At 58.7% G+C, this 21,369-nt stretch carries 21 protein-coding genes; 9 read left to right on the top strand and 12 right to left on the bottom strand.

What is annotated here, in order from left to right; all coding sequences use genetic code 11:
- Positions 1–65: 65 nt before the first annotated feature.
- Positions 66–1,973, bottom strand: coding sequence for a HAMP domain-containing methyl-accepting chemotaxis protein (locus V6582_RS04185; protein WP_156632343.1), 1,908 nt, complete (start codon positions 1,971–1,973; stop codon positions 66–68).
- 611 nt (positions 1,974–2,584) lie between these two features.
- Positions 2,585–4,468, bottom strand: a complete 1,884-nt coding sequence (locus V6582_RS04180; protein WP_071585308.1) for an ABC-F family ATP-binding cassette domain-containing protein — start codon at positions 4,466–4,468, stop codon at positions 2,585–2,587.
- 159 nt (positions 4,469–4,627) lie between these two features.
- Here V6582_RS04180 and V6582_RS04175 point away from each other — a divergent pair, with 159 nt between their 5' ends.
- The gene (locus tag V6582_RS04175; protein ID WP_156632342.1) at positions 4,628–5,308 is read left to right on the top strand and encodes a glutathione S-transferase family protein; all 681 of its coding nucleotides are present in this window, start codon (positions 4,628–4,630) and stop codon (positions 5,306–5,308) included.
- A gap of 106 nt (positions 5,309–5,414) precedes the next feature.
- Positions 5,415–5,837 carry a nucleoside-diphosphate kinase gene (gene ndk, locus V6582_RS04170; protein ID WP_041696404.1) on the top strand — a complete coding sequence of 141 codons (423 nt, stop codon included), beginning with the start codon at positions 5,415–5,417 and terminating at the stop codon, positions 5,835–5,837.
- 311 nt (positions 5,838–6,148) lie between these two features.
- Here the strand turns inward: ndk and V6582_RS04165 are convergent, their stop codons facing one another.
- From V6582_RS04165 to V6582_RS04140, 6 genes are all read right to left on the bottom strand, one after another.
- Entirely contained in the window at positions 6,149–6,559 is a 411-nt protein-coding gene (locus V6582_RS04165) for a GFA family protein (protein ID WP_156632341.1), read from the bottom strand.
- Between the two features lie 42 nt (positions 6,560–6,601).
- Positions 6,602–7,069, bottom strand: a complete 468-nt coding sequence (locus tag V6582_RS04160; RefSeq protein ID WP_156632340.1) for a molybdenum cofactor biosynthesis protein MoaE — start codon at positions 7,067–7,069, stop codon at positions 6,602–6,604.
- A 4-nt stretch (positions 7,070–7,073) separates the two neighbouring features.
- Complete coding sequence (moaD, locus tag V6582_RS04155) at positions 7,074–7,331, bottom strand: molybdopterin converting factor subunit 1 (RefSeq protein WP_156632339.1); 258 nt, start codon at positions 7,329–7,331, stop codon at positions 7,074–7,076.
- The gene (gene pgsA / locus V6582_RS04150) at positions 7,328–7,918 is read right to left on the bottom strand and encodes a CDP-diacylglycerol--glycerol-3-phosphate 3-phosphatidyltransferase (protein ID WP_156632338.1); all 591 of its coding nucleotides are present in this window, start codon (positions 7,916–7,918) and stop codon (positions 7,328–7,330) included. The genes moaD and pgsA overlap by 4 nt, the downstream gene beginning before the upstream one ends.
- A gap of 194 nt (positions 7,919–8,112) precedes the next feature.
- The gene (gene uvrC / locus V6582_RS04145; protein ID WP_156632337.1) at positions 8,113–10,173 is read right to left on the bottom strand and encodes an excinuclease ABC subunit UvrC; all 2,061 of its coding nucleotides are present in this window, start codon (positions 10,171–10,173) and stop codon (positions 8,113–8,115) included.
- On the bottom strand, positions 10,170–10,973 hold the full coding sequence (locus V6582_RS04140; protein WP_156632336.1) for an SDR family oxidoreductase: 804 nt from the start codon (positions 10,971–10,973) through the stop codon (positions 10,170–10,172). Before V6582_RS04140 ends, uvrC begins: the two co-directional genes overlap by 4 nt.
- A gap of 412 nt (positions 10,974–11,385) precedes the next feature.
- Here V6582_RS04140 and V6582_RS04135 point away from each other — a divergent pair, with 412 nt between their 5' ends.
- Positions 11,386–12,024, top strand: a complete 639-nt coding sequence (locus tag V6582_RS04135; protein WP_156632335.1) for an outer membrane protein — start codon at positions 11,386–11,388, stop codon at positions 12,022–12,024.
- Between the two features lie 86 nt (positions 12,025–12,110).
- Here the strand turns inward: V6582_RS04135 and V6582_RS04130 are convergent, their stop codons facing one another.
- Positions 12,111–12,707 carry a glutathione S-transferase gene (locus tag V6582_RS04130; RefSeq protein ID WP_156632334.1) on the bottom strand — a complete coding sequence of 199 codons (597 nt, stop codon included), beginning with the start codon at positions 12,705–12,707 and terminating at the stop codon, positions 12,111–12,113.
- A 31-nt stretch (positions 12,708–12,738) separates the two neighbouring features.
- On the bottom strand, positions 12,739–13,590 hold the full coding sequence (locus tag V6582_RS04125) for a 23S rRNA (adenine(2030)-N(6))-methyltransferase RlmJ (RefSeq protein WP_156632333.1): 852 nt from the start codon (positions 13,588–13,590) through the stop codon (positions 12,739–12,741).
- Positions 13,591–13,665: 75 nt separating this feature from the next.
- On the opposite strand from V6582_RS04125, the gene V6582_RS04120 reads away from it, so the two are divergent.
- From V6582_RS04120 to V6582_RS04105, 4 genes are read left to right on the top strand one after another with little or no spacing between them, the layout of a single operon-like run.
- Positions 13,666–15,780, top strand: a complete 2,115-nt coding sequence (locus V6582_RS04120; protein WP_156632375.1) for a molybdopterin-containing oxidoreductase family protein — start codon at positions 13,666–13,668, stop codon at positions 15,778–15,780.
- Complete coding sequence (locus V6582_RS04115) at positions 15,777–16,361, top strand: NUDIX domain-containing protein (protein WP_156632332.1); 585 nt, start codon at positions 15,777–15,779, stop codon at positions 16,359–16,361. Before V6582_RS04120 ends, V6582_RS04115 begins: the two co-directional genes overlap by 4 nt.
- A 34-nt stretch (positions 16,362–16,395) precedes the next feature.
- A complete protein-coding gene (locus V6582_RS04110) occupies positions 16,396–16,803 on the top strand; it encodes a YeeE/YedE family protein (RefSeq protein WP_156632374.1) in 408 nt (135 codons plus the stop codon).
- Positions 16,800–17,240 (top strand): YeeE/YedE family protein, encoded by a 441-nt coding sequence (locus V6582_RS04105; protein ID WP_337739285.1) that lies wholly within the window; start codon positions 16,800–16,802, stop codon positions 17,238–17,240. The genes V6582_RS04110 and V6582_RS04105 overlap by 4 nt, the downstream gene beginning before the upstream one ends.
- A gap of 90 nt (positions 17,241–17,330) precedes the next feature.
- Here the strand turns inward: V6582_RS04105 and purN are convergent, their stop codons facing one another.
- Both purN and purM read right to left on the bottom strand, forming a co-directional pair.
- The gene (purN, locus tag V6582_RS04100) at positions 17,331–18,020 is read right to left on the bottom strand and encodes a phosphoribosylglycinamide formyltransferase (protein ID WP_156632331.1); all 690 of its coding nucleotides are present in this window, start codon (positions 18,018–18,020) and stop codon (positions 17,331–17,333) included.
- Entirely contained in the window at positions 18,017–19,090 is a 1,074-nt protein-coding gene (purM, locus tag V6582_RS04095; protein ID WP_156632372.1) for a phosphoribosylformylglycinamidine cyclo-ligase, read from the bottom strand. Before purM ends, purN begins: the two co-directional genes overlap by 4 nt.
- Before the next feature lie 272 nt (positions 19,091–19,362).
- On the opposite strand from purM, the gene V6582_RS04090 reads away from it, so the two are divergent.
- Both V6582_RS04090 and hdaA read left to right on the top strand, forming a co-directional pair.
- Positions 19,363–20,502 carry an AI-2E family transporter gene (locus tag V6582_RS04090; RefSeq protein ID WP_156632330.1) on the top strand — a complete coding sequence of 380 codons (1,140 nt, stop codon included), beginning with the start codon at positions 19,363–19,365 and terminating at the stop codon, positions 20,500–20,502.
- Positions 20,503–21,225, top strand: coding sequence for a DnaA regulatory inactivator HdaA (hdaA, locus tag V6582_RS04085; protein WP_156632329.1), 723 nt, complete (start codon positions 20,503–20,505; stop codon positions 21,223–21,225).
- Positions 21,226–21,369: the final 144 nt, after the last annotated feature.

Here is a 21,369-nt window from a genome sequence, read left to right as displayed (position 1 = left end):
GCTTCACGCTTGAAACGAAACATTGACGCGGGCGACCGCGTCAATGATGTAAAACCGCGTCCGGCTCACGCCGCCTGATGCTGTGGCCTCTGGCGCGCTGCGCCAGCCTCCAGCTTGAAATGCGAGATCAGCCGGGCGAGGTTCTGGGCGTCATCGGCCAGCTGGTTGGTACTCGCAGTGGTCTCCTCCACCATGGCGGCATTGCGTTGGGTGACCTGGTCCATCTGGCTGACGGCGGAATTGACCTCTTGCAGCTTGAAGGACTGTTCCTTGGCGGCATTGGCGATCTGATGCACCTGCGCGTTGATATCCACCACATGATCGCGGATCTTGGAAAGCGCATCGCCGGTGGCGGTGACGAGCCGCACGCCTGCATTGACTTCCTCGCCCGATTTGGTGATCAGGGACTTGATGTCCTTGGCGGCCCCAGCGGAGCGTTGGGCCAGTTCGCGTACTTCCTGGGCAACGACCGCAAACCCCTTGCCCGCTTCGCCGGCACGCGCCGCCTCGACGCCGGCGTTCAGCGCCAGAAGATTGGTCTGGAAGGCAATTTCATCGATGACGTTGATGATCTGCCCGATTTCCCCTGACGCCTGTTCGATCCGGCCCATGGCCGAGATGGCGTCGTGGACGACGGAGGCGGATTGTTCGGTGCTGCGGCGGGCCTCGTCCACCATGCGGCTGGTTTGCTGGGCACGATCATTGGAGGAATGAACTGCGGTGGTAATTTCCTCCAGCGCCGAGGACGTTTCCTCAAGGGTTGCGGCCTGCTGTTCTGTCCGTTTGGCCAGATCGTCCGAGGCAAACCGCAATTCGCCGGAGCCGGAATTGATCATGTCGATGGAGGAGCGCACTTCGCCGACAATCGCCCGAAGCGCGGACATCGTCGCGTTGACATTCTGCTGCAACTCGGCAAACGCGCCATGGAACTGACCGCGCATCGTATCGGTGAGGTCGCCATCCGAGAGAGCGGCGACGATGCGGCGGGTTTCGCCAAGCCCGGTATCGATGGACTGTACCAGTTTGTTCATGGATGAGGCAAAGGCGTTCAGATCTTCGAAATCGAAATCCCGGGTGATCCGCTGGCTGAAATCGCCAACAACGGCGGCAGCGACCACTTCGCCGATACTGTTGCGAAGCTCATCGGATTTCTGCCGCATATGCAATTCCTGGGCATTCATCATCTGTACACGCAGGCCGTTCTGCTTGAAGATTTCGAGCGCACGGGCCATGTCGCCAATTTCGTTGCCACGCTCCAGATAGAGCACTTCGGTTTGAAGATCGCCGTCGGCCAGGCGGCGCATAGACCGGGTCAGCCGCTCGATAGGATTGGAGACACCCTTGAAGACGAAAACCATTGCTGCAATTCCCGCCGCCGCACCCAGTGCCAGCACCAGCCCATTGAGCAACAGCGAAAGCCGGAAGGCAGCGGCCGCATTGTCATACATCCGGTTGGCCGCATCGACATTGGCGTCACGGAAAATATCGGCCTGATCGTCCATGGCTGTATAGGCGGTCACCATGCTGTCGGTCAGCAATGCTGCGGCCTTGTCCTTTTCCCCACGAGACGAATAGGCCACCATCTGATTGTGCAGCGTCACATAGGATGCCATGGCCAGCTTGAAGGCATCATAGGCCTTGCGTTCTTCTGGCAGCGAGATCAGCGTTTCATAGGTCTTCATCCGCTTGTCCAGCTTTTGCATTTCCGTTTTCAGCGCGTCGTCGGCCTCGCTGATGGCCTGGGGCGTCGTGCTCAGAATATGGCGCATTTCAAGGCCACGCAGATTGGCAAGCGATATGTTGAGGCGGTTGGTAATATCGACCGAGGGAACGGCGTCTTTCGCCAATCCTTCGACATTGTCAAACACGCCGGACATGGACGACAGGGCAAAGCAGCCTTGCAGAAGAAGGAGCAACATCAGGCCGCTAAACGCGCTGGCCAGCGATGTCTTGAGCGAAAAATTCAGATGCATTGATCTTTTCCAATCGAGCCTATGGCAAAGATCATCTTTGTCCGACGGCGTGCGTGCACCATTCCGCACAATTCATTGCGCAGAGACCGGGAGTTTCATCATGTGACAGGTGCTGGAACAGCACCGTGGTGGAATGGATATATAAAAGCCGTAGAGCGGCTGAACCTGCTGGCAGACGGGATGCGGCATTCGCGCTTGGGGCGAGCGTTGAAGGCCAACGGAGGGACATAAAAATCGGCATGTTTCTTGCCGTCCTGTCCTTGCCGAGGATGATGTTGTCTAATATTTAAAATATCTCTAATAGATAATTAACCCTAATATTTTAGGGGATTATTGACTTATCCTAGAAGATTCAGGGGTTTAGAGAATTGCTCCGCCGCGTTCAGCCGAATGACTTTTGTTTGCGATGCAAAAATAATAATGCAAAGGCGGGTTTCCGGTAGTCCTGTCCGATCCGACCGTTGAGTATCGGACTAGTGCATTGCTCAATATAATCAGTATTTAAAATTTAAAGTTGTTTTTTTGTTTCGCACATCTGATTGCGATTTTGATCGCAACTATAGCATCGGTGACGTCCAGTCATGCTGGTAGATTACAATCAGAAAGATGGACTAACCCGCCATCGCCTCTTCATATTCGGTCGAAAGCTCCAGCCATTGCTCTTCGGCAGCGCTCAACTTTGCGGCAGCCTCGCCGCGCTGCTTGACCTTTTCCGCCGCCTTGGCCGGATGCTTTTCATAGAGAACCGGATCTGCAAGTTCTGCATCAAGACCTTGAATCACTGTCTCCAGTTTCTTGGTCAATGATTCGATTTCGTTGATCTTTTTCTTCAGCGGTGCCAGCGCGGCCCGCTTTTCGGCATTGGCCTTGCGCTGGTCGGCTTTTTTCCCGGCCTCGACGGTTACGTCAATTTTTTCTTCTTTTTTTTTACCCGAAGAGACAATCAGGTCGCGGTATTCTTCCATGTCACCCTCGAATGTGGTGACGGTACCGTTATTGACCAGCCAGAGCCGGTCCACCGTTGCCTCGATCAGGTGGCGATCATGGGAGATCAGGATGACCGCGCCGTCGTAATCGTTCAGCGCCTCGATCAGCGCACGGCGGCTGTCGATGTCGAGATGGTTGGTCGGCTCATCGAGGATCAGCAGGTTGGGGGCGTGAAAGGCAGCAAGGCCCATCAGCAACCGGGCCTTTTCGCCGCCGGACAAATCCTTGGCGGCGGTGGCCATCTTTTCGGTGGCCAGACCCATCTGGGCGACGCGGGCGCGCACCTTGGCTTCCGGCGCCTGCGGCATCAGCCGGCGCACGTGTTCCACCGGCGTATCCTCCGGCACCAGATCGTCCAGCTGATGCTGGGCGAAGAAGCCGATCTTCAGGCTGGGAGCCAGCCGCAGGTCTCCACTTTCCGGCGGCAGACGACCGGAAATGAATTTGGCGAAGGTGGATTTACCGTTGCCGTTCGATCCCAGCAGCGCGATGCGGTCATCCGCATCGATGCGCAGGTTGAGGTTTTTCAGGATCGGCTTGCCGGGTTCGTAACCAACAGAACCACCATTGATGGCGATGATCGGCGATGCCGGCTGCTTTTCCGGCTCGGGGAAGGTGATCGGCTGGACATGATCTTCAATGACCGCGGAGACCGTGCCCATGCGCTCCAGCGCTTTCACGCGGCTCTGGGCCTGTTTGGCCTTGGAGGCCTTGGCCTTGAACCGGTCGATAAAGGCCTGAAGATGCTTGCGCGCCGCATCGCTCTTGGCCTTCGACTTCATCTGCAATTCGTCGTTCTCGGCCTTCTGGCGCTCGAACTGGTCGTAGCCGCCGCGATAGAAGGTCAGCTTCTTCTGGTCGAGATGGACGATGGCATTGACCGCATTGTTAAGCAGGTCGCGGTCATGGCTGATGATGATGACGGTGTGCGGATAGCGACGGATATAGTCTTCCAGCCACAGCGTGCCTTCAAGGTCGAGATAGTTGGTCGGTTCGTCCAGCAGCAGAAGGTCCGGCTCGGCAAACAGCACCGAGGCCAGCGCCACGCGCATCCGCCAGCCGCCGGAAAAAGCCGAGGCCGGGCGCAACTGCGCTTCCTGGTTAAAGCCGAGACCGGCAAGAATGCTGGAGGCGCGCGCTTCCGCCGAATGGGCATCGATATCCACCAGCCGCATCTGGATGTCGGCGATCCGGTTCGGGTCGGTGGCCGTCTCGGCCTCCGCCATCAATGCCGTACGCTCCTTGTCGGCCGCCAGCACGATTTCGATCAGGCTATCCTCGGTGCCGGGGGCTTCCTGCGCCACCTGACCGATCTTGGCATTCTTGGGAATGGAGACCGAGCCGCTTTCGGCTCCCAGGTCGCCGGTGATCACCCTGAACAGGGTGGATTTACCGGCACCATTGCGGCCGACAAGACCCGCTTTCGTGCCTGTTGGCAGCGAAATGCTGGCGTGGTCAATCAGCAGGCGGCCTGCAATACGGGCGGAGACGTCATTGATGGTAATCATGGCTGGCGTTTTGGCCGATGATGGCCGGGAAGGCAAGGGGGCGGGAGTGGGGAAGGGCGTCAGTCTTGATGTTGATGGCTGATATAAGCATTTTTGATTTGAATAGTTGGGACGATTGACATCCGATAGTCGGATTGTTTCGACCGGAGGCCACCACCGATGACCCGACTTCTCTACTCACTTGCAGGCACGGACCTCACTCGTCCGTTTTCACCGCATTGCTGGAAGATCATCCTGGCGCTGCGCCACAAGGGATTGAGCTTCGAGGAAAAGCCGCTGGCCTTTACCGAAATTCCAACGGTGGAGGAGGGGATCTCGAAACTGGTGCCGATCCTGCGCGATGGCGATAAGGTGGTCGCGGACAGTTTCCAGATCGCGCTTTATCTGGAGGAGGCCTATCCAGATCGCCCAAGCCTGTTTCGCGGCGAGGGCGGCAAGGCGCTGGCACGGTTTGTGGAAGGCTATTCGCAATCCACCATCCATCCGGCCATCAGTGCCATCGCCCTTATGGATATCTACAACATGATCTCTCCCGCCGATCAGGCGCATTTTCGCAAAACCCGCGAAGCGCTGTTCGGCAAGGTGCTGGAAGAGATTTTCCCGGATCGCGACGGCGCGATTGCGGCTTTTCCGGCAAAACTCCTGCCCTTGCGGCATATGCTGCGCTCGCAACCTTTTATCGGCGGAGAAAAGCCGTTGTTTGCCGATTACATCGTTTTTGGCGCGTTGCAATGGCTGAAGATTGTCACAGGCTCGATCTTCCTGGCCGAAGACGATCCGGCAGCGCAATGGTTTGAGCGGTGTGGCTCCCTTGGCTTGGCGCAGGCTGACGCGGCCTAAAGGCCTTGTCATGTGACGGTGGCGTGAAATTCGCGTCTCCCCCTTGTCTTCGCGAATCGGGGCAGGTAGAAACCGCCCACTTTCCCTACAAACAAAGGACGAGACGATGGCGATTGAACGCACCTTTTCGATGATCAAGCCGGATGCAACCAAGCGTAACCTGACGGGCGCGATCACCAAGGTTTTTGAAGACAATGGCCTGCGCGTCGTTGCTTCGAAGCGCGTCTGGATGAGCACGCGCGAAGCTGAAGGCTTCTACGCTGTTCACAAGGAACGCCCTTTCTTCGGTGAACTGGTTGAAGGCATGACATCCGGCCCAACCGTGGTTCAGGTTTTGGAAGGCGAAGGCGCTATCCTCAAGAACCGCGAAATCATGGGCGCGACCAACCCTGCCCAGGCTGCCGAAGGCACGATCCGCAAGCAGTTCGCCCTCTCTATCGGCGAAAATTCCGTGCACGGCTCCGATGCCCCGGAAACCGCTGCTGAAGAAATCGCTTACTGGTTCGCAGCCACCGAAATCGTCGGCTAATGCCTGATCGGTACGCCGGTCTCAAACCACTGAACTGCAAGACCGGGGCCTAAAGGCTCCGGTTTTTATTGCCGTGTCTGGCTCTCAGGTTTGGTCTAGCTCTCAGGTTTTGGCCGCCGCTGCCGGGCAACCGGTTTCGGGCGAAAAGTGCTGGCTGCCGTCCGCCGTTAACACGTCAGGATTAGGCGTATGGATCGTCCCTACCACCAGGGGCGGGCTGGCGGGCTCGGTTATGCGCTGTCCTTCGGCATGAGACGGCGAGTGGGCATCGCCTTTAACGTCCTTTGCAAATGCACCGGGCTGCGGCGCTGTTACCAATCGACAGTCTCGTCAGGGCCTCCGAATTGTGGGGCCAGAGCTGCATAATGTGGGATGCTGTCCCGTACAGGGATGGCGGCAAACTTACAGTTCATGTGATATTGAGCCTGAAAAGCACCATCTGGAAGAAGATAGCCATTGATGCCGCGCAGATTTAGTCCGTTGACTTCAATAAAGAGCTTTGTCCCGCACGTATCGCAAAAATAGCGCGGGTTTCGTTTTAGCGTCCAGCTTTTCGGATTCCCCGCCGTAATCGACAGATCATCTTTCGAGTATACCGATTCCGATGCATAGGCGGCGCCGTGTATGGCTTGGCAATCGTCGCAGTGGCAGTATATCTGCGCAATAGGATCACCACTGATCGTAAGTTCGATCTCGCCGCATCGGCAGTTTACTTTGATCATGATCTTTCCTTCGTTGGCCAGACACCTGTTCGCACTATGGATTCAGTGAGATTTTTGCCACCGCTCGCGGGCCGCATCGTCGGCGTCGCGGGCGGCGACCCAGCCGCCTGACGTGCCATCCTTGCCATGCTCCTTCTTCCAGAAGGGGGCGGCGGTTTTCAGGAAATCCATCACGAAATTGGCACCGTCGAAGGCCGCCTGGCGGTGGCTGGAGGCGGCGATTACCAACACGATCTGTTCGCCAGCGGCGATCTTGCCATAGCGATGCAGCACGGTCAGCGCCATCAGATCGAATCGCTCGATTGCAAGCTTTGCAATCCGGTTCATCTCGGCCTCGGCCATGCCGGGGTAATGTTCCAGCTCCAGGACATCGAGCCTGCCCTGTTCGTCACGGCAAAGTCCGACGAAGGAAACCAGGGCGCCGATATCCGTGCGGCCATCCGTTATGAGTGCCGTCTCTGCCGAAGCGTCGAAATCGTCCCTCTGAACCCGGATGACAGGCGACACCATGGCCTCAACCACCGGTCATTGGCGGAAACAAGCCGATTTCGCGGGCGCCAGCCAGCGGCTCGTCATGATCGACATGTTCCTGGTTGACGGCGATCCGAATGGCGTTTGGAAATTGTAGCGCCTCGGCGTAATTCTCCCCGCGCTCGGTCAGATAGGCGATCAGGTCGGCGCCGGTCTTCACCTGTTCGGGCAGCGCAAGCTCTTCCTCGTCGAGGCCGATCTTTTCACGCACCCAGGCGAAATAGACGAGCTTGACGGTCATTCGTCCACCATATGTTTCACACCGGCTTTGAAATAATCATAGCCGGTATACATGGTGAGAGCGGCGGCGATCCACAGCAGGCAGATGCCGATCTGGGTCGTGTAAGGCAGAACCTTGTCGCCCGCCGGACCGGCCAGCAGAAAGGCCAGCGCCACCATCTGCACCGTGGTTTTCCACTTGGCGATTCGCGTGACGGGCACGCTGACCTTCAGTTCGGCCAGATATTCCCGCAGGCCGGAGACCAGAATTTCGCGGCACAGGATGATGATGGCGGCCCAGAGCGACCAGCCGGCAATGGTTTTTTCCGTATCGGCAGCCATCAGCAACAGGCAGGTGGCGACCAGCAGTTTGTCGGCAATCGGGTCCAGCATCCGGCCAATATTGGAGGTCTGGTTCCAGATCCGGGCCAGATAGCCGTCGAAGAAATCAGTGATCGAGGCGACGACGAAAATCGCCAGAGCCGCCCAGCGGGCAAAGTCGGTGCTTTGTAACTTGCCTTCCAGATAGAAGCACAGAACGATCAACGGCACGGCCAGAATACGGCCATAAGTCAACAGGTTGGGGATGCTGTAGGTACGCGAAGCCATGATGCCCTGTCTTTGTTATGAAGCGCTGGAAGATGGCGCTTAGGAAGATCGATCGTCAAGTCGGTGCTAAGGTTTTTCCGGGGTCGAAACGGCCAATTTATGCTCATTACAGCAAAGGTTCGCTGTAGCTCTTTATATTTGCTGCATAATTTTCTCCTTAAATCGAGTCCGATTTAAGGAATTATGCAGTCTCACTATTCCCGACTGTTTTCATGAGAATGACCAGAATTTTCATGAAAATGATTGTAAACTTGTCGCGCAACGGCTTCCGAAATGCCATCCACAGCCATCAGATCGTTCATCGCCGCCCGCGAGACCGCCTTGGCCGTGCCGAAATGCTGTAACAGCGCCCGCTTGCGGGTCGGTCCGATGCCGCCGATCTCATCAAGGGGGTTCTTGACCATTTCTTTCTTGCGCCGCGCGCGGTGCGAGCCGATGGCAAAGCGATGTGCCTCGTCGCGTAGCCGTTGGATGAAATACAGCACCGGATCGCGTGGCGGCAAGGTGAAGTCCGGCTTGCCCTGCGCAAAGAAACGCTCACGGCCCGCATCGCGGTCAACACCCTTGGCGACGCCGATAGCGGTGACGCAATCGGTAATGTCCAATTCCTTCAGGATCGCCCTGACGGCGGTCATCTGGCCCTGGCCGCCATCGATCAGGATAACGTCGGGCCAGGCCGGGAAAACCGCATCCGCGCCTTCCTCGGTGACAGTTTTGCGGTCCGGCTTGCCTTCTTCCTTCAACAGCCGCGAAAAGCGCCGTGTCATCACTTCGCGCATCATGCCGAAATCGTCGCCGGGGGTGATGTCGGTCGATTTGATGTTGAACTTGCGATACTGGTTGCGCACGAAGCCTTCCGGCCCGGCCACCACCATGCCGCCCACCGCATTGGTGCCCATGATATGGGAATTGTCGTAGATCTCGATCCGGCGGGGCACGTAAGAAAGCGCGAAGGTTTCGGCAAAGCCCCTCAGCAACCGTTCCTGCGAGGCCGTTTCCGCCAGCTTGCGGCCATGCGCTTCGCGGGCATTGCCATGCACATGCTCGACCAGATCCTTCTTCTCGCCACGCTGCGGCACCAGGATCGTCACCTTGTAACCGGCCTTTTCGGAGAGCGCGAGACTCAACAGGTCCTGCTCGTCAATCCCCTCCGACAGCAGCACTTGCCGGGGACAGGGCTTGTCGTCGTAAAACTGTGCCAGAAAGGCGCTCAACACTTCCGCGCCGGTCATTTGCGGATCGGCCTTCGGGAAATAGGCGCGGTTGCCCCAGTTCTGTCCGGTCCTGAAAAAGAACACCTGGATACAGGTCAAGCCACCCTCGTGGTGGATGGCGAAAATATCGGCTTCCTCGACGCCAGCCGGGTTGATGCCCTGGTGGCTCTGCACATGGGAGAGGCCTGCCAGACGGTCGCGGAACACGGCGGCGCGCTCGAAATCCAGCTCTTCCGCTGCTTCGTTCATCGTCCGCGCCATGGCTTCCTTGACATTCTGGCTCTTGCCGGAGAGGAAATCCTTGGCCTCCTTCACCAGCACGCCGTAATCGGCATCGCTGATTTCATGGGTGCACGGGCCGGAACAGCGCTTGATTTGATAAAGAAGACAGGGCCGCGTGCGGCTTTCGAACACGCTGTCGGTGCAGGTGCGCAGCAGAAACGCCCGTTGCAGCGAATTGATGGTGCGCCCGACAGCGCCTGCCGAGGCGAAGGGGCCGAAATAATCGCCCTTGCGGGCACGCGCGCCGCGATGCTTGTAGATGGCCGGTGCGCGGCCATCGCCGGTCACCAGGATATAGGGAAAGCTCTTGTCGTCGCGCAACAGCACGTTATAGCGCGGCCGTAAGCGCTTGATCAGGTTGGCCTCGAGCAGCAGCGCCTCGACCTCGGTCCGGGTCGTGACGAATTCCATATGGGCGGTTTCGCGCACCATGCGGGTCAGGCGGTTGGAGTGCAGGCGCCCTTGCGCATAATTGCTGACGCGCTTCTTCAGGCTGCGGGCCTTGCCGACATAGAGCACATCGCCGTCGCCATTCATCATCCGGTAGACGCCGGGATTGTTGGGCAGCTTCTTGACGAATTCCGCAATCAGGTCGGCACCGGTCAGGCCGCTGCCATGCAGGGCACCCTCGTTCCAGTCGATCGGCGGCAACACGGCAGCGACCGCGGGGTCGATTGCGCCCTCTACCGCAATGTCATCCTCGTCGTCTTCCGTGCCATCATAGAGAATGCCGCCTTCCGGCTGCTTCCCTGGGGTCATTCCGCAATCTCCGTACCGTTTGCGCCGGGCCAAATCAGATGTTGCCCGCCATCGAGGGCGAACATTTGACCGGTGATCGATGGCGTGTCAAAAAGAAAGCGGATGGTGCGGCCGAATTCCTCAAGACCCGCGCCCTGCTTCAGCGGTAGGCTGTCGATCTGGGCCTGGAAATCCTTCTGCTCCTGCCGCTCGCTTTTCAGTGTCGGGCCGGGGCCGATGGCATTGACCCGGATCTGTGGGGCAAAGGCCTGCGCCATGGTTCTCGTCGCCGTCCACAAGGTGGATTTCGACAATGTATAGGAAAAGAAGGTCGGTTTCAGGGCCAATACCCGCTGATCGATGATGTTGACGATCAGGCCCGCCCCATTTTCCGGCACCTGCCGATGAAATTCAGCGGACAGAATGGCCGGGGCGCGGACATGGACGTCGAAATGGGCGGCGAAATGCTCCGCATCGAACTGCTCGGCCTTGTCATCCAGAAACACAGAGGCATTGTTGACCAGCAGGCCGAGAGGGCCGAGGGCTTGAGTGGCGTTTGCGATCAGCGCCTGGGTCTCGTCGATGTCGCGAAGATCGGCTTTCAGCGCCACCGCCTTGCCGCCTCTGGAACCTATCTGGTCTGCCAGCGTTTCAGCTTCGTCAAGAGAGGCATGGGTGTGGATGGCGACGGCAAAGCCGTTGTCTGCCAGATCCTCCGCAATTGCGCGGCCAATCCGTTTGGCGGAAGCGGTGACAAGTGCTGTTCTTGGGGCCGTGCGCGGTGCCGCTCTTGGGGCAAGTGTTGGACGAGGGGCGGACATGCTCTTCACCTTTTATTATCTCCGGTTTTGTATGGACTGGCGAGACACTGTCGGCACCGCTGTCATGACCTGCAAGATATATGGCAGGGGGTGACTAAGTTGAAGGTCGCCGAACTTGGATTTCCAACCCTTTGTTATTTGATGTCACACTGCATTTACGAAAGTAAAATGCCGTGAGCGCTAAGTAATATTTTGTTGACGATTTGTTAGGGTTAACAAATCACCTGTTGCACGAAAGCAACGTCTAAATTTTGCCTAGTGTTTGCCTAAAATATTTCACAATTCGGCTCTTCCAATTCCGCAATTGAGGGCCATTTTCAACACTGAAGCGGGCAGGGACATCCGTGCAAGTATTCGAACCGCAAGAGACGACATGATCGCCATCGGTTCGTTTTATAAAGGAGAATTTGGTATGCGTACTCTCGTTATGATTTTGCTGGCATCGTCTGCTGGTCTTTCCCTCGTCACCGGCGCTCACGCTGCCGATGCCGTCATGTCGGTGCCGGAAGCACCCGCAGCCGTCGATATGCCGGCTCCGGTCAGCAACTGGGCCGGTGCTTACGTCGGTGGTGCTGGCACCTATACAATGGGTCGTTCGCACGGCAGCAAGTTCAGCGCCCGTGCCTTCGGCGGCCAGGTCTATGGCGGCTACAACATGCAGAACGACAAGATCGTTTACGGTGGTGAAGCTGACATCGGTTATGACGGCAATGGTAGCCGCTCCGGCGCTGGCCTGACCGGTAAGCAGGGCGTAAACGGCTCTATCCGCGGTCGCGTTGGTTACGACCTCAACCCGTTCATGGTTTACGGCACGGCTGGTGTGGCTGCGGCTGACACCAAGATTTCCGGTTCTGCCGGTTCCGACAGCAAGGCTGCTCTCGGTTACACGGTCGGTGCAGGTGTCGAAGCCATGGTGACCAACAACATCACCACCCGTATCGAATACCGCTACACCGATTACCAGAACAAGGAATACGACATCGGTGGTTCCAAGGTTTCGCGCGGCTTTGACGACCAGAGCGTCAAGGTTGGTATCGGCATGAAGTTCTGATCAGCCGATTATCGTGATCTCGAAAGAAGCCCGGCCTTAGTGCCGGGCTTCTTGATTCTGGGAGACTTTCAAGCTTGGGAAAACTTTCAGGCTTGCGGTCGCAGCAACTGATATCCGTCGAATTTCTTGGCAAACAGCGCCGGCCATTCGGTAAGCGCCACATGACCGTTTTCCCATTCGCCGGGAAAGCGCAGCATCAGGTAGCCGAGCAGGCCCGCCATGGAAAAATGGCCGCCGTTCAGCTTCTTGCCCATTTTCGGCATATGGGCCTCGAGATAGTCCAGCCCGCGTGTGACCTTTTCCCATTGCCGGTCGATATAGGGCTGGTGAATCTTTTCGGGCGGATGCAGGCGTTTCTCATAGACGATCGCCAGAAGGCAATCAGTGATGCCGTCGCACAGCGCTTCGAGCACCTCGGCCTCGGTGCGCTTCTCGTCCTTTTTCGGATAAAGCCCACCGTCCGAAATTCTATTCAGATAGTGCATGATGGCGCGGCTGTCATAAATCGCCTGGCCCTCGTCAGTAATCAGGGTCGGGATTTTACCCAACGGGTTATTGTCGACCAGTTCGGACGGATTGGCGTTGGTGTCGACCTTGATTTCCTCAAGCGTAATACCGACGGCGCGGGCGGCCATTCGGACCTTGGAGGAATAGGGTGAGGCGGGAGCATAAAGCAGCTTCATCGGTTTGGTCCTGTTAGCATGTCAGGTGGAATTACTCTTCGCCGCGCAGCCAGAAGCAGCGCTGCGAGGCATAGCGGTCCTGCGCCAGTACCCGCTTCAATTCGGGCAGCAGCGCATGCAATTCATCCTTGAGAGTGAAGGGCGGGTTGACGACGATCAGGCCCGAGCCGGACAGACCGGTCAAATCGCGGTCGCTTTTCACCGACAGTTCCGCACAGAGCATCTTGGGAATGCCGGTTTCTTTCAAGGCCTCGTGGAAAGCGGCAATCGGCGCGCCTTTCTTGATCGGATACCAGAGACAATAGACACCGGCGGAAAACCGGCGATAGGCCCGCGCCAATCCATCGACCAGCCGTTCATATTCCCCGTCCAGCTCAAACGGTGGATCGACCAGCACGATGCCGCGTTTTTCCTTGGGCGGCAGGTGGGCGCCCAGCGCCAGCCAGCCATCCAGTTCGGTGATTCGCGCCTGATAGTCGCCTTCGAATAGCCGGGAAAGTGTGCGGCAATCGTCAGGATGCAATTCCATCGCCGACAGACGATCCTGCGGGCGAAACAGGTCGCGCGCCAGCTTCGGTGAGCCGGGATAGCGGGTCAGACCGCCGTCCGGGTTCAGCGCTCGCACCACGTCGAGATAGGGTTGCAGCACCTCTGCTGCTGCCGGTGTCAGTTCGGCCTCCAGCAATTTGCCGATCCCGCCGAGCCATTCACCGGTTTTTTGCGATTCGTCGGAGGATAGGTCGTAAAGACCGATGCCGGCATGGGTATCCAGCACCCGGAACGCCTTGTCCTTTTGCTGGAGATAAATGACCAGCCGCGCCAGCACGGCATGCTTCAGCACGTCCGCGAAATTGCCTGCGTGGTAGATGTGGCGGTAATTCATGCGCTTTTCCGATGGGTCCAGTGATTTTTTGGAATGGGGCTTTTGAGCCTCGCGGGCTTGGCCTATAACTTTGCCATGAACATCGTCAGCCCCGCCTTGAAAACTTCCGTTGGTCATACGGCCTGTCCGCATGACTGTCCATCCACCTGCGCGCTTGAGGTCGATCTGACGCCGGACGGCAGGATCGGCCGGATGCGCGGCGCGCGCGACAATAGCTATACCGCTGGCGTGATCTGCGCCAAGGTGGCGCGCTATAGTGAGCGGCTCTATCACCCCGACCGCTTGCTGGTGCCTCAGCGCCGCAAAGGCGCCAAAGGGGCGGGCAGCTGGCAGGAGATTTCCTGGGAGGCGGCGCTGGACGAAATCGCCAATGCCTTCGTCAAAGCCGAGCAATTGCATGGCAGCGAGGCCATCTGGCCCTATTTCTATGCCGGGACGATGGGGCAGGTGCAGCGCGATTCGATAGAACGGCTGCGCCATGCCAAGAAATATTCCGGCTTTTTCGGTTCGATCTGCACCAATCTCGCCTGGACCGGCTATGTGATGGGCACGGGCACGCTGCGCGGCCCGGACCCGCGCGAAATGGCGGTTGCCGATTGCGTGGTGATCTGGGGTACCAATGCGGTCGCGACTCAGGTCAATGTCATGACCCATGCGGTGGCGGCCCGCAAAAATCGTGGCGCGAAAATCGTCGTCATCGATATCTACGATAATCCGACCATGAAACAGGCCGATATGGGTCTCATTCTGCGCCCCGGCACCGATGCGGCGCTGGCCTGCGCCGCCATGCATATTGCCTTTCGTGACGGTTATGCCGACCGGAAGTATATGGCTGACTATGCCGATGATCCCGCCGGGCTGGAAGCGCATCTGAAGGACAAGACGCCGGAATGGGCGGCCAGCATCACCGGTCTTTCGGTTGAAGACATCGAAGGCTTCGCCAGGTTGGTCGGCGAAACCAAAAAGACATTCTTCCGCCTTGGCTATGGCTTTACCCGCAGCCGCAATGGTGCTGTCTCCATGCATGCCGCGCTGTCGCTTTCAACCGTGCTCGGTAGCTGGCAATATGAAGGCGGCGGCGCGTTTCATTCCAACAGCGATATTTTCAAGCTCAACAAGGCCGAGCTTATGGGGACGGCATTTGTCGATCCTGATATCCGCATGCTGGACCAGTCGCAGGTTGGCCGGGTGCTGACCGGCGATGCGGAGGCGCTGCGCCATCGCGGCCCGGTGACGGCGATGCTGATCCAGAATACCAACCCGGTCAATGTTGCGCCGGAACAACGGTTGGTAAAGCAGGGCTTTCTGCGCGACGATCTGTTCGTGGCGGTACACGAGCATTTCATGACCGAGACCGCGGAATTGGCAGACCTGGTTCTTCCCGCAACGATGTTCGTCGAGCATGACGATCTCTATCGCGGTGGTGGCCAGAGCCATATCCTGCTTGGGCCAAAACTGGTCGAGCCACCGGACACGGTGCGGACCAATCTCTTCGTCATCGAGGAACTGGCCAAACGGCTTGGTGTCTCGGATCTTCCGGGGTTCGGCCTCAGCGAGCGCGAGCATATCGACCATATCCTGGCGGCCAGCGGCAAGCCGGATTTTACCAGTTTCGAGCAGGATAAGTGGCTGGATTGCCAGCCGCCGTTCGAAGACGCTCATTATCTAAAAGGCTTTGCTCATCCCGATGGCAGGTTCCGCTTTAGGCCGGATTGGGAAGGCACGCCCGCGCCCAACAAACCGCCGCGAGCAATGGGTTCGCTGGGGCCAGTGGCCGCTCTGCCGGTTTTCCCCGATCAGATGGATGTGATCGAGACAGCGGATAGCGAGCATCCCTTCCGGCTGGCAACCTCACCCGCCCGCAATTTTCTCAACTCGACCTTTGCCGAGACCAAGACCTCGCGCGACAAGGAAGGCAGGCCGGAGGTGATGGTCAACCCGGCTGACGCGACGGCACTGGGTATCGGCCATGGCGACGTAGTGCAGATCGGCAACCGGCGCGGCGCCTTGCGCATCCACGTCAACGTCACCGATGCGGTCAAGCCCGGCGTGCTGGTGGCAGAAGGCCTATGGCCGAACAAGGCACATCTGGACGGCGAAGGCATCAACGTGCTGACCGGTGCCGACGCTCCCGCCCCGCATGGTGGGGCTGCGTTTCACGATAACAAGGTTTGGGTTCGGGTATCATGAGCAAGTTCGACGCGACCGGCATTACCATTGTCGAGGACAAGACGCTGTGGAAGGGCTGGAGCCATCTGCGTAAGATGGTGTTCGATTACACGAAACCGGATGGCACCACCCAGCGCCTCAGCTGGGAAGTCTTCGATCGCGGCCATGCGGTGGCAATTCTGCTGCATGATCCCTCAAAGAATACCTTGCTGCTGGTGCGGCAGTTTCGCATTCCCGCCTATATGATGGGCGACAAACCCTTTCTGCTGGAAGTCCCCGCCGGCATGACCGATGGCGAGGACGCCGAAAAGGCCGTGACCCGCGAGGTTGAGGAGGAGACCGGCTATCACATTGCCGCGCCGCGTTTCCTGTTCACCGCCTATATGTCGCCGGGAGCGGTGACGGAAAAGATCCACTTCTTCTACTCACCCATCGATGAGGCGCAAAAACTGTCGCTCGGCGGCGGGCTGGAGGCCGAACACGAAGATCTGGAACTGGTGGAAGTGCCGCTTAAGGATGCGATATCGATGATCGAGCGCGGCGACATCGTCGATGGCAAGACGATCATACTGCTGCAATGGGCGGCGCTCAACCTGGCCTGATGCACTGGTTCTGGCGAAAAGGCGACATATGGTCCTGATATCTTATCTTCCATCCCTTGTTGGTGGCATGTTGATCGGCATGTCGGCGATCCTGTTCTTTATTCTGACCGGACGTATTGCGGGCATAAGCGGCATTGTCGGGCGGCTGGCGTCGGGCGCGAGTGTGCTTGTCAACGGCGCTTTCATCTTGGGGCTGATGCTGGGATCGCTGGTGTTTTTCGGGTTCTACGGCCAATGGCCGCAGGTAACGATTGGAGCTTCGATGCCGTTGATTGCCTTGGCAGGCCTGCTGGTCGGGTTTGGTTCCCGCATGGGGTCCGGCTGCACCAGCGGTCATGGGGTGATGGGCTTAGCGCGTCTTTCACCACGATCCCTGGTCGCGGTGGTGGTGTTTCTCGCCACCGGCATCCTTACCGTCACGCTCATGAGGGGAAGCCTGTGAAGAAAACTCTGCTTGCCGAAGCATTTGCGGCATTGGCCTGCGGCACCCTGTTCGGCTTCGGCCTGTCGCTGTCGGGCATGCTGGACCCGGCGCGAGTCCAGGGCTTCCTGGATGTGTTCGGCCAATGGGACCCAAGCCTGATCTTTGTGCTGGGTGGGGCGGTCGTCACCGCTTTTCTCGGCATGGGACTGGTGCGGCGCATGAGGCAGCCCGTTCTAGCCGAGCGGTTTCTGCTCCCGGCCAAGACCCGTATCGATCTACGACTTGTCGCCGGGTCGGCGCTTTTTGGTATCGGCTGGGGCCTGGGCGGTTTTTGCCCCGGACCGGCGCTGGCCGCGCTGCCTCTTGGCTACGGGGCAGGCCTCCTGTTCGTCGTCGCCATGGTGATCGGCATGGTTCTCCATGATCGGTCTCTGGGCGGAAAGCCTTCTGCATAATGACTCGAAAAAGAGCGACAGCGGAACCTTGTACGCCATATATGGCGCACGGCGCTTTAGATGTCCGTCTTCATGGTGCCAGTGCGATCACTACGCGCTGAGCAACCGCGCCTCAGCATCCGCGGCAAAGCCGGAGCGCTCGATGCGTCCGTCTGCCAGCATGGTGACGGTGCCGCCTGCCACCAGCTGCAAGGCCAGCGGATAGATGCGATGCTCCACCGTCAGGGTGCGGGTCGCCAGAGTTTCGGCGGTATCGGTTGGCAGCACGGGTACGGCGGCCTGGGCGACAATTGGACCTTCATCCATGCCTTCGGTGACGAAATGCACGGTGCAACCGGCAATTTTCATCCCGGCATCCAGCGCCCGTTGATGGGTGTGCAGGCCCGGAAACAGCGGCAAAAGCGATGGGTGAATGTTGAGAATTCGGCCCTGATAGCGGCGGATGAAATCCGCAGACAGCAGACGCATATAACCGGCAAGACAGATCAGGTCGGGCTGCGCCTGATCCAGTGCGGCCAGAATGGCGGCTTCGTGGTCCGCCTTGCTGGCGTGGTCCTTGCGCGGAAAGGCGGCAGCGAAAATGCCGAGATCGCGAGCCTTGACCAGACCGCCAGCCTCTGGCTTGTCGGAGAATACGGCAACGATTTCCGCCGGGTAATCCTCCGTTTCGCAGGCCTTGGCCAGCGCCACCATATTGGAGCCGCTGCCGGAAACCAGCACGGCGACGCGCTTTTTGACCGGCGATGGCTCTTGGACCTGAGATGAAGGGGCCGAATTCATAGGCCGAGCGTTCCCTTATACACAGTACCGGGCGCGCCTTCCTCACGGGAAATCATCCGGCCAAGACGGGCGACGGTCTCGCCTTCGGCTTCGAGAACAGCGGTGACCGCGTCGGCGTTTTCGGCGGCGACCACGACAATCATGCCGACGCCGCAATTGAAGGTGCGCAGCATTTCATTCTGCGCCACGCCACCGGTTTTCGACAGCCAGGAAAACACAGCAGGAACCGTGATCGAAGCGAGATCGATTTCGGCGGCCAGATGCTTGGGCAGGACGCGCGGAATATTCTCGGGAAAACCACCGCCGGTAATATGCGCCAGTGCTTTCAAGGCCTTGGTCTCACGGATCGCCTTCAACAGCGGCTTCACATAGATCCGGGTCGGGGTCAGCAGGGCAGCGCCGAGCGTTGCGCCTTCTGCAAACGGTGCCGGTGCGTCCCAGCCAAGGCCGGACAGCTCGACAATCTTGCGCACCAGCGAAAAGCCGTTGGAATGCACACCGGAAGAGGCAAGACCCAGAATGACATCGCCCTCGGCAATATCGCCGGCTGGCAGAAGCTCACCGCGCTCGGCAGCGCCGACAGCAAAACCGGCCAGATCGTAATCGCCGCCGGAATACATGCCGGGCATTTCAGCGGTTTCGCCGCCGATCAGCGCGCAGCCTGCCTCGCGGCAGCCCGCCGCAATACCGCCGACGATGGCAGCACCCTGGTCGGGGTCAAGCTTGCCGGTGGCGTAATAATCGAGAAACAGCAGAGGTTCTGCACCCTGGACCACGAGATCGTTGACGCACATGGCAACGAGGTCGATACCGACAGTGTCATGCAGGCCCGCATCGATGGCAATCTTCAGCTTGGTGCCGACGCCGTCATTGGCCGCAACCAGGATCGGATCGGTAAAGCCTGCGGCCTTCAGGTCGAACAATCCGCCGAAGCCGCCGATTTCGCCATCGGCGCCGGGGCGGCGGGTGGAGCGAACCGCAGGCTTGATCTTTTCGACCAGAAGATTGCCCGCATCGATATCGACGCCTGCATCGCTATAGGTCAGACCGTTTTTCCCCGACTGGCTCATCCGTTCGTCTCCGCTGGTTGGCAGGGTTAGGCTCATTTCGCCCGCCATGGCATGGGTGGGGCCGGGATGCAAGCGCAAGGGCTGGAAACTCCCGCTTTTTCATCGTTTTCCAAGGACTGTGGTGCCCGCATATGCGAATTGCGGTCGCGCCACCTTGACCCTTGACGAAACACCATCCTATCTCATGTTCATCGGCATGATGATAGGACGGCCTGTTGCGGCCCGCATATCCAGTTTGCAAAAAGGCAATCCGCCGGGAAGGACAGTAAGTCATGATCAAGCGCGTCAGCGGCCCCGTTTTCTGGCGGCAGGTTCTTTTTGGCATCGGCACGCTCGCAGTGGTCGTTGCCTTTCTGCTCACCTTCAGCTCCATTCTGCTGCCCTTCGTGGCCGGCATGGCGCTCGCCTATTTTCTCGATCCGGTCGCCGACCGGCTGGAGCGGCTGGGCCTGTCACGGATGATGGCCACGGTGCTGATCCTGGTGTCTTTCGTGGTGATCTTTGTCCTGTCGCTGGTAATCATCATCCCGGTCCTTGTCACCCAGCTCAATGACTTCATCACCAATATCCCTGATTATGTCAGCCAATTGCAGGCGCTGATTGCCAAATCCAACGCCTCCTGGGTGCCGAAATGGCTGAATGGCCAGGTGAGCACCCAGATGGCGGCGATCAAGGGCAATTTTTCCCGCTATCTGGCGGAAGGGGCGGGCTTTATCGGCACGCTTCTGTCGCAATTGTGGAATTCCGGCAAGGCGCTGCTGGACATCATCTCTTTGCTGGTGGTGACCCCTGTCGTCGCCTTCTATCTTCTGCTCGACTGGGACCGGATGATGGCCAAGCTGGACAGCCTCATTCCGCGCAACCAGGTCGGCGCCGTGCGGGAAATCGCCCGCGAGATGAACCGCACCATTGCCGGTTTCGTGCGTGGCCAGGGCTCGCTCTGCCTCATCCTCGGCATTTATTACGCGGTCGGCCTGTCGCTGATCGGTTTGAATTTCGGCCTGCTGATCGGTTTTTTTACCGGCATGATCAGCTTCATTCCCTATGTCGGCTCGTCCGTCGGACTGGTTCTGGCGCTCGGCATGGCGGCGGTGCAGTTCTGGCCGGACTATCTCTGGGTGGTCATCACAGGCGTATTCTTCTTCACTGGCCAGTTCCTGGAAGGCAATGTCCTTCAGCCCAAGCTGGTCGGCTCCAGCGTCGGTCTGCATCCCGTCTGGCTGATGTTTGCGATGTTCGCCTTCGGCTCGCTCTTCGGTTTTCTGGGGGTTCTGGTTGCGGTTCCCTGCGCGGCGGCGGTTGGCGTGCTTGTCCGCTTTGCCGTGCGGCGATATCTTGACAGCGATCTATACTATGGTGAGGAGGCGACCGTGATCAAGGAAGTCCGCCCTCCAGTCATTTCAGAGACGTAAATGCGTGACATCGACAAGACAGCGGTGCGGCACCCAGCATATGAAGGCAAAACGGGCGAACAATTACCGCTCGCCTTGGGCCACAGCCCGGCATCGGGCCGCGACGACCTTTTGGTCTCGGACCGGCTGGCGGCTGCCGTATCTGTTGTCGATGCCTGGCCCAGCTGGCCGTCACCGGTGGTGATCCTGTCAGGGCCGCAAGGCTCCGGCAAGTCGCATCTGGCGGAAATCTGGCGAGCGCAAAGCGGGGCTGTCGATATTCTCCCTGCGGTCGATAGTGATGCTGCCCTGACCGCATCCAGGGGACCGGTGCTGTTTGAGGACGCTGACCGGGCCGATTTCGACGAGGTCGAGCTGTTTCATGTGATCAATAGCGTCAAGCAGCATGGGACGAGCCTGCTGATCACCTCGCGCACCTGGCCATTGTCCTGGCCGGTCAAGCTGGCCGATCTGCGTTCCCGGCTGAAGGCCGCGACACTGGTTGAAATCGGTGAGCCGGACGAGGCCTTGCTGTCGCAGGTGATCGTCAAGCTGTTTGCCGACCGCCAATTGGCGATTGACGAACGGGTCGTCGATTATATCGTTCAGCGCATGGAACGGTCGCTGGCCGCCGCCCAGACCGTGGTCGAGCACCTTGACCGGCTGGCACTGGCGCGTCGTGTCAAAATTTCACGGGCGCTGGCGGCGGAGGTTCTGGACAGCGCCTTTGCCTTGGATCGCTAGAGCCTGTCACAGGAACGTCGCGTTGCTGGTATAGTGGGGCAAGTCTCTGACTCGGAAACCGTTTCAGGGTGGAGTGTAGTTTATCGGGTGGAAGGGGCTGGTGTATCATGGATGATGCGCCAACCCTTATATGCCGGAAGGCAT

This window comes from Agrobacterium vitis (assembly GCF_037039395.1).
GTDB lineage: Bacteria > Pseudomonadota > Alphaproteobacteria > Rhizobiales > Rhizobiaceae > Allorhizobium > Allorhizobium vitis_E.
The sequence above is the reverse complement of the archived record's forward strand: the minus strand, read 5'-3'. Positions and strand labels throughout refer to the sequence as shown.

What these genes read in the sequence shown, in the direction of transcription:
- V6582_RS04185 (WP_156632343.1), bottom strand. Translation starts at nt 1,973, where the DNA reads ATGCATCTGAATTTTTCGCTCAAGACATCGCTGGCCAGCGCGTTTAGC.
- V6582_RS04180 (WP_071585308.1), bottom strand. Translation starts at nt 4,468, where the DNA reads ATGATTACCATCAATGACGTCTCCGCCCGTATTGCAGGCCGCCTGCTG.
- V6582_RS04175 (WP_156632342.1), top strand. Translation starts at nt 4,628, where the DNA reads ATGACCCGACTTCTCTACTCACTTGCAGGCACGGACCTCACTCGTCCG.
- ndk (WP_041696404.1), top strand. Translation starts at nt 5,415, where the DNA reads ATGGCGATTGAACGCACCTTTTCGATGATCAAGCCGGATGCAACCAAG.
- V6582_RS04165 (WP_156632341.1), bottom strand. Translation starts at nt 6,559, where the DNA reads ATGATCAAAGTAAACTGCCGATGCGGCGAGATCGAACTTACGATCAGT.
- V6582_RS04160 (WP_156632340.1), bottom strand. Translation starts at nt 7,069, where the DNA reads ATGGTGTCGCCTGTCATCCGGGTTCAGAGGGACGATTTCGACGCTTCG.
- moaD (WP_156632339.1), bottom strand. Translation starts at nt 7,331, where the DNA reads ATGACCGTCAAGCTCGTCTATTTCGCCTGGGTGCGTGAAAAGATCGGC.
- pgsA (WP_156632338.1), bottom strand. Translation starts at nt 7,918, where the DNA reads ATGGCTTCGCGTACCTACAGCATCCCCAACCTGTTGACTTATGGCCGT.
- uvrC (WP_156632337.1), bottom strand. Translation starts at nt 10,173, where the DNA reads ATGACCCCAGGGAAGCAGCCGGAAGGCGGCATTCTCTATGATGGCACG.
- V6582_RS04140 (WP_156632336.1), bottom strand. Translation starts at nt 10,973, where the DNA reads ATGTCCGCCCCTCGTCCAACACTTGCCCCAAGAGCGGCACCGCGCACG.
- V6582_RS04135 (WP_156632335.1), top strand. Translation starts at nt 11,386, where the DNA reads ATGCGTACTCTCGTTATGATTTTGCTGGCATCGTCTGCTGGTCTTTCC.
- V6582_RS04130 (WP_156632334.1), bottom strand. Translation starts at nt 12,707, where the DNA reads ATGAAGCTGCTTTATGCTCCCGCCTCACCCTATTCCTCCAAGGTCCGA.
- V6582_RS04125 (WP_156632333.1), bottom strand. Translation starts at nt 13,590, where the DNA reads ATGAATTACCGCCACATCTACCACGCAGGCAATTTCGCGGACGTGCTG.
- V6582_RS04120 (WP_156632375.1), top strand. Translation starts at nt 13,666, where the DNA reads ATGAACATCGTCAGCCCCGCCTTGAAAACTTCCGTTGGTCATACGGCC.
- V6582_RS04115 (WP_156632332.1), top strand. Translation starts at nt 15,777, where the DNA reads ATGAGCAAGTTCGACGCGACCGGCATTACCATTGTCGAGGACAAGACG.
- purN (WP_156632331.1), bottom strand. Translation starts at nt 18,020, where the DNA reads ATGAATTCGGCCCCTTCATCTCAGGTCCAAGAGCCATCGCCGGTCAAA.
- purM (WP_156632372.1), bottom strand. Translation starts at nt 19,090, where the DNA reads ATGAGCCAGTCGGGGAAAAACGGTCTGACCTATAGCGATGCAGGCGTC.
- V6582_RS04090 (WP_156632330.1), top strand. Translation starts at nt 19,363, where the DNA reads ATGATCAAGCGCGTCAGCGGCCCCGTTTTCTGGCGGCAGGTTCTTTTT.
- hdaA (WP_156632329.1), top strand. Translation starts at nt 20,503, where the DNA reads ATGCGTGACATCGACAAGACAGCGGTGCGGCACCCAGCATATGAAGGC.